9 protein-coding genes are annotated in these 12,012 nt (G+C 71.0%); 1 reads left to right on the forward strand and 8 read right to left on the reverse strand.

Going from position 1 to position 12,012, the window contains the following annotated elements; translation table 11 throughout:
• Positions 1-32: 32 nt before the first annotated feature.
• The 8 genes from LE181_RS11775 to LE181_RS11810 all read right to left on the reverse strand — a co-directional run bounded on the left by LE181_RS11775 (position 33) and on the right by LE181_RS11810 (position 10,340).
• Positions 33-1,625, reverse strand: coding sequence for an ABC transporter substrate-binding protein (locus LE181_RS11775; protein ID WP_225661168.1), 1,593 nt, complete (start codon positions 1,623-1,625; stop codon positions 33-35).
• Between the two features lie 429 nt (positions 1,626-2,054).
• Positions 2,055-2,747 carry an HAD family hydrolase gene (locus LE181_RS11780; protein ID WP_225661169.1) on the reverse strand — a complete coding sequence of 231 codons (693 nt, stop codon included), beginning with the start codon at positions 2,745-2,747 and terminating at the stop codon, positions 2,055-2,057.
• 156 nt (positions 2,748-2,903) lie between these two features.
• Positions 2,904-3,953 carry a PAC2 family protein gene (locus tag LE181_RS11785; protein ID WP_225661170.1) on the reverse strand — a complete coding sequence of 350 codons (1,050 nt, stop codon included), beginning with the start codon at positions 3,951-3,953 and terminating at the stop codon, positions 2,904-2,906.
• Positions 3,954-4,096: 143 nt separating this feature from the next.
• On the reverse strand, positions 4,097-5,134 hold the full coding sequence (locus LE181_RS11790) for a glycoside hydrolase family 18 protein (RefSeq protein WP_225661171.1): 1,038 nt from the start codon (positions 5,132-5,134) through the stop codon (positions 4,097-4,099).
• A gap of 117 nt (positions 5,135-5,251) precedes the next feature.
• A complete protein-coding gene (locus LE181_RS11795; protein WP_225661172.1) occupies positions 5,252-6,859 on the reverse strand; it encodes a glycerol-3-phosphate dehydrogenase/oxidase in 1,608 nt (535 codons plus the stop codon).
• A gap of 2 nt (positions 6,860-6,861) precedes the next feature.
• Positions 6,862-8,397, reverse strand: coding sequence for a glycerol kinase GlpK (gene glpK / locus LE181_RS11800; RefSeq protein ID WP_225661173.1), 1,536 nt, complete (start codon positions 8,395-8,397; stop codon positions 6,862-6,864).
• Between the two features lie 44 nt (positions 8,398-8,441).
• Positions 8,442-9,224: an MIP/aquaporin family protein gene (locus LE181_RS11805; protein WP_190108888.1), complete on the reverse strand. Its 783-nt coding sequence runs from the start codon at positions 9,222-9,224 to the stop codon at positions 8,442-8,444.
• 351 nt (positions 9,225-9,575) lie between these two features.
• On the reverse strand, positions 9,576-10,340 hold the full coding sequence (locus LE181_RS11810) for an IclR family transcriptional regulator (protein ID WP_225661174.1): 765 nt from the start codon (positions 10,338-10,340) through the stop codon (positions 9,576-9,578).
• A 287-nt stretch (positions 10,341-10,627) separates the two neighbouring features.
• Here LE181_RS11810 and LE181_RS11815 point away from each other — a divergent pair.
• The coding region (locus LE181_RS11815) for a homocysteine S-methyltransferase family protein (protein ID WP_225661175.1) at positions 10,628-12,012 on the forward strand (1,385 nt) is incomplete at its 3' end.

A 12,012-nucleotide genomic window follows, 5' to 3' on the forward strand; every position in this document is an offset into this window, starting at 1 on the left:
GGGTGTGCTCCGGGTGGTGCCTGACGGAGGGGTCAGGCGCCGCGGCCGAGCTCCCACGGCTGCAGCTCGGAGGAGGCGTTGAGGGCCCACTCCGCACCGGTGATCTTGCTGCGGACCGCGACGTACTGCTTGCCCTGCCACAGCGGGAGCACCGGGACCTCGTCGGCGACGATCTCCTGGACCTGCTGGAAGTACTTGGCGGCCCCGTCGCGCTGCGACGTCTGGCGCGACTGGGGAATCAGGTCCTCGATCTTGGAATTCCGGTAGGCGGAACCGAGGAAGTTGTCCGGGCCGACGAACGGGGCGACGTAGTTGTCGGGGTCCGGGAAGTCGGGGAACCAGCCCATGCCGTAGACGGCGTACTTGCCCTTGGCGGCCTCGGGGCGGAAGTCCGCCCACTTGACGCCCTGGAGCTTGACGTTGAACAGGCCGCTGGAGTTCAGCTGCTTCTGCAGCGTCTTGAACGCCTTCTCGGTGCCCTGACCGTAGTGGTCCGTGGTGTAGGTGAGGGTGATCGGCACCGCCGAGGTGACGTTGGCGCCGCGCAGGATGGAGCGCGCCTTGTCCACGCTGGGCTCGCCGTACTTGTTGGCGAACGCGTTCTGGTGACCGGTGATGCCGGTGGGCACCAGCGAGTACAGCGGCTCGCTCGTACGGTTGTAGTTGTCGCGCGTCAGGGACTGACGGTCAATCAGCTGTGCCATGGCCTGGCGCACCGCCTTGGGCTTCACCGAGGGGTCCTCGGTGTTGAAGGCGAGGTAGCTGATCTCCTGACCGGGCGACTCGATCAGGCGGACGCCCCGGTCCGCGGAGGAGCGCAGCCGGTCGATCTGCTCGGGCAGGATGGCGCGGTTCATGATGTCGATGTCGCCGTCGGTGAGCGCCTTCTCCATCGAGGTGGAGTCGTCGTAGAAGCGCATCTCGACCTTGTCGTTCTGCATCTTCACCGAACCCTTGTAGTCGGGGTTCCTGGTGAAGGTGGCCTTGACGACGCGGCCGTCCTTCTGCTCGGTCTTCAGGGTGTACGGGCCGGAGCCGACGGTCTTGAAGCCGCTGCCGAGCTTGCCCTTGTCGTAGGACTCGCTGTCGACGATGGCCGCGGCCGGGGTGGCGATCTTCTGCGGGAAGGTCGCGTCGGGCGACTTCAGGTGGAAGACGACCTCGCGCTCACCGGGGGTCTCCACGGTGTCGATGTTGTTGAGCAGCGAGACGGGGCCGTTCTCGAAGTTGATGGCCCGGGCGCGGTCGATGGAGAACTTGACGTCCTCGGCGGTCAGCGCGTTGCCGTTGGAGAACTTCAGGCCGCTGCGCAGGGTGCAGCGGAACTGCTCGCTGTTGCGGTCGGCGAAGGAGCACTTCTCGGCCGCGTCGGCGACCGGCGCCGCGCCGGAGCGGGGCAGTCGCAGCAGGGTCTGGAAGGTGCTGTGGAGAACGTTCCAGGCACCGATGTCGTACGCGGCGGCCGGGTCGAAGGGCGCGGGCGCGTCGGTGGTCGCCTCGAACCGGTCGGTGGTCCCGACGACGATGGCCTTGCCTCCGCCGGCGCCCTCGCTCCCGCCGCAGGCGACGAGCACGGGGGCCAGCAGACCTGCCACGGCGGGCAGGACCATCGTCTTGCGGTTCATTGTCTGGGGCTCTCCCTGTGGTGCGTTCGGCTGCCCGGACCCTACCGATACCTGATGTGCTGGTCATACAGGCGGCCGTGAAGTTCTCGCGAAAAGATTAGTGCGCGTGGCCACGGGAGCCGGAACGGGATGAAGTTGAGGCGATATCACATGGTGATAACGGTCGATGGATGTCCGATATCCGGATGCAGGAACGATTCCGACACCTGGCGACCAAACGGGACACAAGGGCGGGCTTCGCGCCGCACGGAGCCGCTTTTCGAGGTGCGCAAGCCGACGCGCGGGCGACGGAACCGGTGACGAACGTCACTTCTTTGCGGGCGGCCCGGCCCGGGGGAATTCAGCCGCCGTATTCGTCACGGAAAACAATCGCCCAAGCGCTGAGAGTTCTTGGTCATTCGCACTGCACGCTCGGTGCACGTGCGGCGATCAGACCGTGATCAGGCCGCGGAGAAAAGAAAGATCGACTTCTTCCAGTGAGCCGACGACCGTGCGGCCCGCGGCCGGCGGGATCGGCGCGAGGGAGGGCACGGCCACCACGCGGCAGCCCGCCGCCTCGGCGGCGGTCACGCCCGTCATGGTGTCCTCCACCACGGCGCAGCGCGCCGGGTCCGCCCCCAGCCGGGCGGCGGCCAGCAGGTACGGGTCGGGGTGGGGCTTGGTGCGCGCCAGCTCGTCGCCCGCGACGGTCAGGGTGAAGTGCTCGGGGCCGAGGGTGTGCAGCACGCGGTCGATGATGCGCCGGTGCGAGGCCGAGACCAGCGCCGTGGGCACCGAGTGGGCGGCGAGCTCCGCCAGCAGCCGCCGGGCGCCCGGCATGAGCGGCACGCCCCGGACGATCAGCTCGGCGAAGCGGGTGTTCAGCAGGGCGCTCAGCTCGGCGAGGGCGATCTTCGCGCCCGTCGCCTTGATCAGGAAGGCGGCGCTGCGCGTCATCGGGCCCCCGACGACGACCTCCCGCCACTCCTCCAGCAGCTGGTGGCCCAGCTCGGCGAAGACGGCGACCTCCACCTCCCACCAGAAGCCCTCGGTGTCGACCAGGGTGCCGTCCATGTCGAGCAGGACGGCCTGCAGGGCCGGTGCCGCCGAACGGGTGTCGACAGCGGGGATGCTGCTGGTCATCCGCACACCTCCTGAGGGGACGAGAAGGCCGGTCCGCGCACCCTGTGACAGGTGGCGCGAACCGGCCTTCACCGGACCGACAAGTGTACGACCGACCGTTACGGTGCGTCGCGTCGATATTCCGCTGTCCGTGCCGATCGCCCGCAGCGGCGGGGATCAGCCCTCGTCGTCCGGGCCGTCGTCCTCCTCCGGGCCCTTGCCCGCTCCCCCGTCCTCGTCACGGGCCGGCGGGCGCGGCGGGCGGGTGCGGCCGCTGGAGGTGTCGCGCAGGTAGGAGGCGTCCTTGCCGCCCTCGGCGAGGCCCGGCTCCGCCGCGAGGCCGCCGGGCGGGCCCGGCTGCGCGGGCCCCGGCTGGCCGTCCCGGCGGCGCAGGTAGCGCTCGAACTCGCGGGCGATGGCCTCGCCGGACGCCTCCGGGAGGTCGGCGGTGTCCCGCGCCTCCTCCAGCGACTGCACGTACTCGGCGACCTCGCTGTCCTCGGCCGCCAGCTGGTCGACCCCCAGCTGCCAGGCCCGGGCGTCCTCGGGGAGCTCGCCCTGCGGGATGCGCAGGTCGATCAGGTCCTCCAGGCGGTTGAGCAGGGCCAGGGTGGCCTTCGGGTTGGGCGGCTGGGAGACGTAGTGGGGCACGGCGGCCCACAGGCTCACCGCCGGGACGCCGGCGTGGGTGCACGCCTCCTGGAGGATGCCGACGATGCCGGTGGGCCCCTCGTAGCGGGACTCCTCCAGGTCCAGGGTGCGGGCGAGGTCCGGGTCGGAGGTGACGCCGCTGACCGGAACCGGCCGGGTGTGCGGGGTGTCACCGAGCAGCGAGCCCAGGATCACGACCATCTCCACGCCCAGCTCGTGCGCGAAGCCCAGGATCTCGTTGCAGAACGAGCGCCAGCGCATGCTCGGCTCGATGCCGCGCACCAGGACGAGGTCGCGGGGCGCCCCCTTGCCGCCGGTCCCGCCCGTGCGCACCACGGAGAGCCGGGTGGTCGGCCAGGTGATCTTCCGTACGCCGCCGTCCAGCCAGACCGTGGGCCGGTTGACCTGGAAGTCGTAGTAGTCCTCGGCGTCGAGCGCCGCGAAGACCTCGCCCTTCCACTCCCGGTCCAGGTGTGCGACCGCACTGGACGCGGCGTCACCGGCGTCGTTCCAGCCCTCGAAGGCACAGATCATGACCGGGTCGATCAGCTCGGGAACCCCCTCAAGCTCGATCACCCAGCGCCTCCTTCCGACCGGGGCGCACGGGTGGCCCGTGGCACCGCCGGTTGCCGTTCCGTGCAGTTGCGGTTGTTCTTGCGTGTGCCCCAAGCCTACGACTTCGACGACCCCCGTTCGCAGTCCCTGAGGGGGAGGGACTTTCAGCCACGCACGCCCCATCCGGCGCGGTAGGCACGCCAGTCGGCTTCGGTGGCCGCGAAGTCCACGTAGAGCGCCAGCCCGAACCGCTGCCGGTGCCGGTCCTCGCGGCTCAGCCCGAGGCGGGTGCCGCGCACGGCGGCCGCGGCCGTCTCGGCCCTGCTCTGGTGGCCCCAGTCGTCCGTGTGGTAGAAGGGCACGCCCATCAGCAGGTCCGTTCCCCTGGGGGTGGCCTGCAGGGCCAGAGCGGTCTGCCGGGCCACGTAGCCGCCGTAGAGGTTCTCCCACGGCAGGGCGGTGTCGTAGGACATGACGGCGATCTGGTCGGTGCGGCGGGCGACCTTGCCGAAGTAGTTCTGCGTCCACCACTTCTTGCTGCCCAGCATGCCCGAGGCGCTGTGCATCGAGGGCAGCGGGTCGATCTGCTGGGCGGCGACCGACAGGACGCCGCCGGCCGAACGCACCGCCGGGCGCAGGCCGTCCAGGAGGGCGAGGAAGTCCTCGTCGCCGGTGGGCACCGGCTCCACGTCCAGGTGCACGCCCTCGAAGCCGGCCGCCATGACCTGACGGGCGCTCGCCACCACGGCCGCGCGGGCCGGCGCGGAGGACAGCCGCAGCCCGCCGCCGCCCTCGCGGACGAGCTTGTCGCCCAGCCACGCCTGCACCCGTACGCCCGGCAGTTCGTGGTGCACGGAGTCGATGAGCCAGCGCGCGTTGCGGTAGGCGGAGGCGGGCAGCGTGCCGTTGTGCTCCAGCGGTCCGGCGTGCACGTACAGGTCGCGCATGCCGGTGTCGCCTATGCGCCGCTTCAGCCGGGCGAGGTCCGCCGCGCCGTGCCGGCCGTCCACCCAGGCGTGGCCGAGCCAGACCGCGTCCCGTCCGCGGGTGACGGCCTCGTCGGCGGGCGCCCCGGCGTAGGCGGCCCGCAGCGCGCTGCCCGCCGCCACGACGGGCGTCAGCGCCACCAGGACCAGCGTCAGGGCGATGCGCGCCACCAGGCGTTTGCGCGGCAGTCGGCGGCGGATGGTCGGCCGGTTCATGTCGTCCCCCTCTTTCCCTTCGAGGGACGAGCCCGGGAGCGCGTTGGTTGCCTGCGGGAACGCGCGCGGGGGAGGGACGCCCGAGGCGTCCCTCCCCTGTGCGGTCCTGCCGGCGGATCAGCCGCGGTCGCCGAGCATGTCCTTGACGCGCGTGCGGACGTCCTCGTCGTCCAGACCGCGGATGGTCAGGGTGGTGCGGCGGCGCAGCACGTCCTCGACCGTCTCGGCCCACTCGTGGTCGCGGGCGTAGGCGACCTGGGCCCAGATCTCCGGGCCGTCGGGGTGGATCCGCTCGCCGAGCTCGGGGTTCTCGTTGACCATGCGGGCGATGTCGAAGGACAGCGAGCCGTAGTGCGTGGCCAGGTGACGTGCGGTCAGCGGGTCCATGCGGCTGCCCGGCTCGCGGTCGACGAGCAGGCGGTGGGCGACCGCGTTGGGGTTGGCGACGCCGGGCAGCGGGGTGCGGCGGACCAGGCTGGAGACGGGCTCCATGTCCTCGGTCAGCGGGCTGCCGGGCACCTGGGCCAGCTTCTTCATGACCGTGCGGCCGATGTGGCGGTAGGTGGTCCACTTGCCGCCGGCGACGGAGAGCATGCCGCCCTTGCCCTCGGAGACGACGGTCTCGCGCTTGGCCTGGGCCACGTCGCCCGGGCCGCCGGGCAGCACGCGCAGGCCGGCGAAGGCGTACGTCATCAGGTCGCGGTCGAGGTCCGCGTCCTGGATGGAGAAGGCCGCCTCGTCGAGGATCTGCTGGATGTCCTCCTCGGTGGCGCGCACGTCCGCCGGGTCACCCTCGTACTGGGTGTCGGTGGTGCCCAGGAGCAGCTGGTCCTCCCAGGGGAGGGCGAAGGTGATGCGGTACTTGTCGATCGGGGTGGCCATGGCGGCCTTCCACGGCGACTTGCGCTTCATCACGATGTGCGCGCCCTTGGAGAGGCGGATCGACGGCGCGGCGCCCTTGTCTTCCAGCTTCCGCAGGTGGTCCACCCACGGGCCGGTGGCGTTGAGGACGACGCGCGCGTCGATGCCGAACTCGGCGCCGTCGATGCGGTCCTTCAGCTCCGCGCCGGACACCTTGCCGCGCGTGAAGCGCAGGCCGGTGACCTCGGCGTGGTTGAGGACGACGGCACCGGACTCGACCGCCGCGCGGACCGTCATGACGGCCACGCGGGAGTCGTTCATCTGGTGGTCGTAGTAGACCGCCACGGCCTTGAGGTTGTCCGTGCGCAGGCCGGGGTTGTCGGCCTTGGCCTTGGCCGGGGAGATCACCTTGCCGACGCCGTCGCCGAAGGCGGACAGCGCCGAGTAGGCGAACACACCGGCACCGAGCTTGGCCGCGCCCACCGGGCCGCCCTTGTAGACGGGCAGGTAGAAGGTGAGCGGGTTGACCAGGTGCGGGGCCACGTCCTTGGCCAGCACCCGGCGCTCGTGGTGGTTCTCCGCGACCAGCTTGACCGCGCCGGTCTGCAGGTAGCGCAGACCGCCGTGGACGAGCTTGGAGGAGGCGGAGGAGGTGGCGCCGGCGAAGTCGCCGGCGTCCACCATGGCGACCCGCAGTCCGGACTGCGCGGCGTGCCAGGCCACCGAAGTGCCCAGGATGCCGCCGCCGATCACCAGGAGGTCGTACGTCGCCTTGGACAGCCGTTCCCGGGTCTCCGCGCGGCCCGGGTTGGTACCGGCAGCCGGGTGCGTTCCCAGGGTCGGAACGCTCTGCGGGGTTGTCATGATTACTCCTCGTCCTCGATCCAGCCCATGGTCCGCTCGACGGCCTTGAGCCAGCTCTTGTACTCGCGGTCACGCGTGTCCGCATCCATGCGGGGGGTCCACTCGGCGGCCCGGCGCCAGTTGGCGCGCAGCGCGTCGGTGTCCGGCCAGAAGCCGACGGCCAGGCCGGCGGCGTAGGCAGCGCCGAGGCAGGTGGTCTCCGCGACCATCGGGCGCACCACGGGGGCGTCCAGGAAGTCCGAGAGCGTCTGCATCAGCAAGTTGTTGGAGGTCATGCCGCCGTCGACCTTGAGCGCGGTCAGCTCGACGCCGGAGTCCTTGGTCATGGCGTCGGTGATCTCGCGGGTCTGCCAGGCGGTGGCCTCAAGCACGGCGCGGGCGATGTGCGCCTTGGTGACGTAGCGGGTCAGGCCCGCGATCACGCCGCGCGCGTCGGAGCGCCAGTAGGGGGCGAACAGGCCGGAGAAGGCCGGCACGAAGTAGGCGCCGCCGTTGTCCTCGACGGAGCTGGCCAGCGTCTCGATCTCGGCCGCGCTCTTGATGAGGCCCATCTGGTCGCGCATCCACTGCACGAGGGAGCCGGTGACGGCGATGGAGCCTTCGAGGGCGTAGACCGGCTTCTGGTCGCCGATGCGGTAGCCGACGGTGGTCAGCAGGCCGTTGTACGACTGGACGGGCTCGTCACCGGTGTTCATCAGCATGAACGTGCCGGTGCCGTAGGTGGACTTGGCCTCGCCCTTGTCGTAGCAGGTCTGGCCGAAGAGGGCCGCCTGCTGGTCGCCGAGCGCGGAGGCGACGGGCACGCCCGCCAGGGCGCCGTCCTTGGCCGTGCCGTAGACCTCGGCGGAGGAGCGGATCTCCGGCAGCACGGCGGCCGGGATCTCCATGGAGGAGAGGATGCGCTCGTCCCACTCCAGGGAGCGGAGGTTCATCAGCATGGTGCGGGAGGCGTTGGTGACGTCCGTGACGTGGACGCCGCCCTCGACACCACCGGTGAGGTTCCAGATGACCCAGGAGTCCATGGTGCCGAAGAGGATGTCGCCGCGCTCGGCGCGCTCGCGCAGGCCCTCGACGTTGTCCAGCAGCCAGCGGACCTTGGGGCCGGAGAAGTAGGAGGCCAGCGGCAGGCCCGTCTCGCGGCGGAAGCGGTCCTGGCCGACGTTGCGGCCGAGCTCCTTGCACAGCGCGTCGGTGCGGGTGTCCTGCCAGACGATGGCGTTGTAGACCGGCTCGCCGGTGTTCTTGTCCCACATCAGCGTGGTCTCACGCTGGTTGGTGATGCCGATGGCCTTGACGTCGGCGGCGGTGATGCCGGCCTTCTCCACGGCGCCGGCCACGACCTCCTGGACGTTGGTCCAGATCTCGGTGGCGTCGTGCTCGACCCAGCCCGGCTTGGGGAAGATCTGCTCGTGCTCCTTCTGGTCGACGGAGACGATGCGGCCGTCGCGGTCGAAGACGATGCAGCGGGAGGAGGTGGTGCCCTGGTCGATCGCCGCGATGAACGGGCCGTGGCCGTGGCTGCCGGTGGTGTCGGTCATGGTGTCTGTGCTCCTGGGAGTCTGAAGGTCTCGGCTGTTGCTGCTCAGAATGCGAGCTTGTGGATGCCTGCGGCCAGAGCGGCGCCGACGAGCGGGCCGACGACCGGCACCCAGGCGTAGCTCCAGTCGGAGCCGCCCTTGTTGGGCAGCGGCAGCAGGGCGTGCACGATGCGGGGGCCGAGGTCACGGGCGGGGTTGATCGCGTAGCCGGTCGGGCCGCCGAGCGAGAGGCCGATGCCGACGACGGCGAGCGCGACCATCAGGGTGCCCGTGCCGCTGACGGCCAGGCCCTTGGTCAGACCCAGGGTGAGGATGAACAGCACCAGGACCGCGGTGGCGATGATCTCGGTGACGAGGTTCTGCACCACGTTGCGGACCTCGGGACCGGTGGAGAAGATGCCCAGCACCGGGCCGGCCTCCGGCGTGGCGGTCTGGTCGACCATGCCCTCGCGGGGGTTGAGCGAGGCGACGAGCTCCGGGTCCGTCAGGTGGGCCTGGAACTGGCCGTAGTAGGTCAGCCACACCAGGGTGGCGCCGATCATCGCGCCGAGCATCTGGGAGCCGATGTAGAGCGGCACGTCGCTCCACTCGACCGCACCGTCTATGGCCAGGCCCAGGGTGACGGCCGGGTTGAGGTGCGCGCCGGACTTGGTGCCGATGTACGCACCGGCCAGCACGGCGAAGCCCCAGCCGAACGTGATGGCGAGCCATCCCGCGTTCAGCGCCTTGGAACGCTTCAGGGTGACGGCGGCGCACACGCCGCCGCCGAGCAGGATCAATACTGCGGTACCGATGAGCTCACCGGTGAAGATGTCGGAGCTGGACACCCGCGACTCCTTTGTCCTTCGTCCAGGGGAAGGCGAACCCCGGGTCCCTCCGGTGGTCCGCGCCCTCCGTGAGGGCGTTGATCGGTCCCGCGGCACTGCACACCATAGCGAATATTGTCGTCAGGTGTTCGACAATGCCGACCGATGAACGGCAGCTTCCTGCACGGTTAAGGGCGCGTCAAGGGCTCTGTGACCGGAAACTCTCGGCCAATAGGCCGGAAATGTACGTTCGGATACCGACCGGTAACGAGCCGGTCTCGGGGACCGGGAATCCGCTCCGCAACCCGACCGGACCACCGGTTTCGCGGGCCCCTCCGAGCGCCCTTTCCGGCGCCCGTCGCGGCGCTCGCCTCAGAAGCGTCCGGCGCCCAGGTCGCGGGAGACCGCCCGCGCGCAGTCGCGGACGGCGGCGACGAGCCGCGCCCGGAGTTCGCCGTCCTCGCACACGCGCTCCACGGCACCGGTGATGCCCACGGCGCCCACCGGCATCCGGCGGCGGTCGTGGATCGGGGCGGCGACGGACGCCACGCCCGCCCAGGTCTCCTCCACGTCCGCGGCCCAGCCGCGGGCCCGGGTCAGGTCCAGGACGCCTTCGAGGTCGGGCAGGGCCGTGACGGTCCGCGGCGTGAACGCCTCCCGGTCGGCCTCGGCGACCTCGGCGTGCGCCACCGGGTCGTAGGCGCAGAGCACCTTGCCCAGCGCGGTGCTGTGCAGCGGCTGCATCGCACCGACCTCCAGCACCTGACGGCTGTCGTCGGGACGGAAGACGTGGTGGATGACGAGGACGCCCTGCTGGTGCAGCACGCCGAGGTACACGCTCTCGCCGCTGGAGCGGGCCAGATCGTCCGCCCAGACCAGGGCGCGGGCCCGCAGCTCGTGCACGTCGAGGTAGCTGTTGCCCAGCCGCAGCAGCTCGGCACCGAGCTGGTAGCGCCCGGACGCGGGGTCCTGCTCGACGAACCCCTCCTGCTGCAGCGTCCGCAGGATGCCGTGGGCGGTGCCCTTGGCAAGGCCCAGCGCGGAGGCCACGTCGGACAGGCCGAGCCGCCGCTCGCCACCCGCGAGCAGACGCAGCATGGCCGCCGCCCGTTCGAGCGACTGGATGGTCCGTGCCATCGAGCAACCTCCTTATGCGCCGTCCGGCTGTCCGTTCGGCAATGCTGAACACTATCGGCCGATGCCGACCACGGGGTACCTGACAGCAGCCACGACCATGATCATCGAGGGTGGCCCCCCTGGCCGAATCCGGGTGGCTGACTCCATGGTGACGGAGTCCCGCACGCACCGGTCCGCAGGGTGGGACACCCCCTCCTTCCGGCGATCCCGCCAGCTACGCTTGCCGCGTACGCCTTCTGCAGGGAGGGCGTAAAGCCGACAGCCGTCGCACACCCGGGAGCACTTCCATGGCCTCGTACACGCCATCGACCCCTCTTTCCGCCCGAGTCGCGCAGTTGCGCGAGGCGCTCGCCACCCGCGTGGTGGTGGCCGACGGGGCGATGGGCACGATGCTCCAGGCGCAGGACCCCAGTCTCGACGACTTCCAGCAGCTCGAAGGCTGCAACGAGGTCCTGAACGTCACCCGCCCCGACATCGTGCGCTCGGTGCACGAGGCGTACTTCGCCGTCGGCGTGGACTGCGTGGAGACCAACACCTTCGGCGCCAACCTCGCCGCCCTGGGTGAGTACGACATCCCCGAGCGCATCGTCGAGCTCTCCGAGGCGGGTGCCCGCATCGCCCGGGAGGTCGCCGACGAGTTCGCCGCCGACGACGGCCGCACCCGCTGGGTGCTGGGCTCGGTGGGCCCCGGCACCAAGCTGCCGACCCTGGGCCACGCCCCCTACGACCGGCTGCGCGACGCCTACCAGCGCAACGTCGAGGGTCTGGTCGCGGGCGGTGCCGACGCGATCCTGGTGGAGACCACCCAGGACCTGCTGCAGACCAAGGCATCGGTCGTCGGCGCCCGGCGCGCGATGGAGGCGGCCGGCGTGGACCTGCCGCTGCTGGTCCAGGTGACCGTCGAGACGACCGGCACGATGCTGCTGGGCTCCGAGATCGGCGCGGCGCTCACCGCCCTGGAGCCGCTCGGCATCGACATGATCGGCCTGAACTGCGCCACCGGCCCCGCCGAGATGAGCGAGCACCTGCGCTACCTCGCGCGGCACGCCCGCACCCGCGTCTCCGCCATGCCCAACGCCGGCCTGCCGGTCCTGGGCAAGGACGGCGCCCACTACCCGCTCACGCCCGGGGAGCTGGCGGACGCGCACGAGACGTTCGTCCGCGAGTACGGTCTCTCCCTGGTCGGCGGCTGCTGCGGCACCACCCCCGAACACCTGCGCCAGGTCGTCGAGCGCGTGCGCGGCATGCAGCCGGGCGAACGCAGCCCGCGCCCCGAGCCGGGCGCCTCCTCCCTCTACCAGACCGTGCCCTTCCGTCAGGACACCTCCTACCTGGCCATCGGCGAGCGGACGAACGCCAACGGCTCGAAGAAGTTCCGGGAGGCCATGCTGGAGGGCCGCTGGGACGACTGCGTCGAAATGGCCCGGGACCAGATCCGCGAGGGTGCGCACCTGCTCGACCTGTGCGTGGACTACGTGGGCCGCGACGGCGTCGCGGACATGTCCGAGATCGCCGGCCGCTTCGCGACCGCCTCCACGCTGCCCATCGTGCTGGACTCCACCGAGCCCGCGGTCATCCGGGCGGGCCTGGAGAAGCTGGGCGGCCGGGCCGTGATCAACTCCGTCAACTACGAGGACGGCGACGGGCCCGACTCCCGCTTCGCGAAGATCAC

The organism is Streptomyces sichuanensis (genome assembly GCF_020328095.1).
Lineage (GTDB): Bacteria > Actinomycetota > Actinomycetes > Streptomycetales > Streptomycetaceae > Streptomyces > Streptomyces cinnamoneus.

What these genes read in the sequence shown, in the direction of transcription:
- LE181_RS11810 (WP_225661174.1), bottom strand. Translation starts at nt 10,340, where the DNA reads ATGGCACGGACCATCCAGTCGCTCGAACGGGCGGCGGCCATGCTGCGT.
- LE181_RS11790 (WP_225661171.1), bottom strand. Translation starts at nt 5,134, where the DNA reads ATGAACCGGCCGACCATCCGCCGCCGACTGCCGCGCAAACGCCTGGTG.
- LE181_RS11775 (WP_225661168.1), bottom strand. Translation starts at nt 1,625, where the DNA reads ATGAACCGCAAGACGATGGTCCTGCCCGCCGTGGCAGGTCTGCTGGCC.
- glpK (WP_225661173.1), bottom strand. Translation starts at nt 8,397, where the DNA reads ATGACCGACACCACCGGCAGCCACGGCCACGGCCCGTTCATCGCGGCG.
- LE181_RS11780 (WP_225661169.1), bottom strand. Translation starts at nt 2,747, where the DNA reads ATGACCAGCAGCATCCCCGCTGTCGACACCCGTTCGGCGGCACCGGCC.
- LE181_RS11795 (WP_225661172.1), bottom strand. Translation starts at nt 6,859, where the DNA reads ATGACAACCCCGCAGAGCGTTCCGACCCTGGGAACGCACCCGGCTGCC.